Genomic DNA, 466 nt, shown 5'->3' with positions numbered 1-466 from the left:
CGCCGGGGGGGCCGGCGCCGGCCTCGACCCGTTGCTGCTCGACGCCGCGGCCGACGCCCGCACCCCGTCACCGGCGCTGCGCGCCACCGCCCGCAAACTCGGCCGGCAACTGATGCGGGCCGCCCGGGCCGCCTGGCCCGCGGCGGAACTCGACCGGCTCGCCGCCGCCCGCCCGCGCGGCGCCCACCAGCCGATCGTGCTCGGTGTCACCGCCCGCGCCGCGGGCCTGACACCGCTGGACGCGGCGCATGCGGCCGTTTACGAATGCGTCACCGGTCCGACCACCGCCGCCGTCCGGCTGCTCGGCCTCGACCCCTTCGCCGTCGGCGCCGTCCTGGCCCGCCTCGCCCCCGAACTCGACGCCGTCGCCGAACGGGCCGCGCTGGCCGCCGCCCGCGCCGCGACGGAGGGGATCCCCACCCTGCCCGCCGCGTCCGCCCCGCTGCTGGACCTCCACGCGGAGCAC

General features: G+C 80.9%; 1 protein-coding gene. It reads left to right on the top strand.

Translation table 11 applies throughout. From position 1 onward, the window contains the following. On the top strand, positions 1-466 hold a 466-nt coding region (locus O3X23_RS38620), incomplete at both ends, for an urease accessory protein UreF (protein ID WP_269278280.1).

It is taken from the genome of Streptomyces sp. H39-S7, from assembly GCF_027158205.1.
Classification (GTDB): domain Bacteria; phylum Actinomycetota; class Actinomycetes; order Streptomycetales; family Streptomycetaceae; genus Actinacidiphila.
This window is presented reverse-complemented; position numbering and strand designations above follow the sequence as displayed.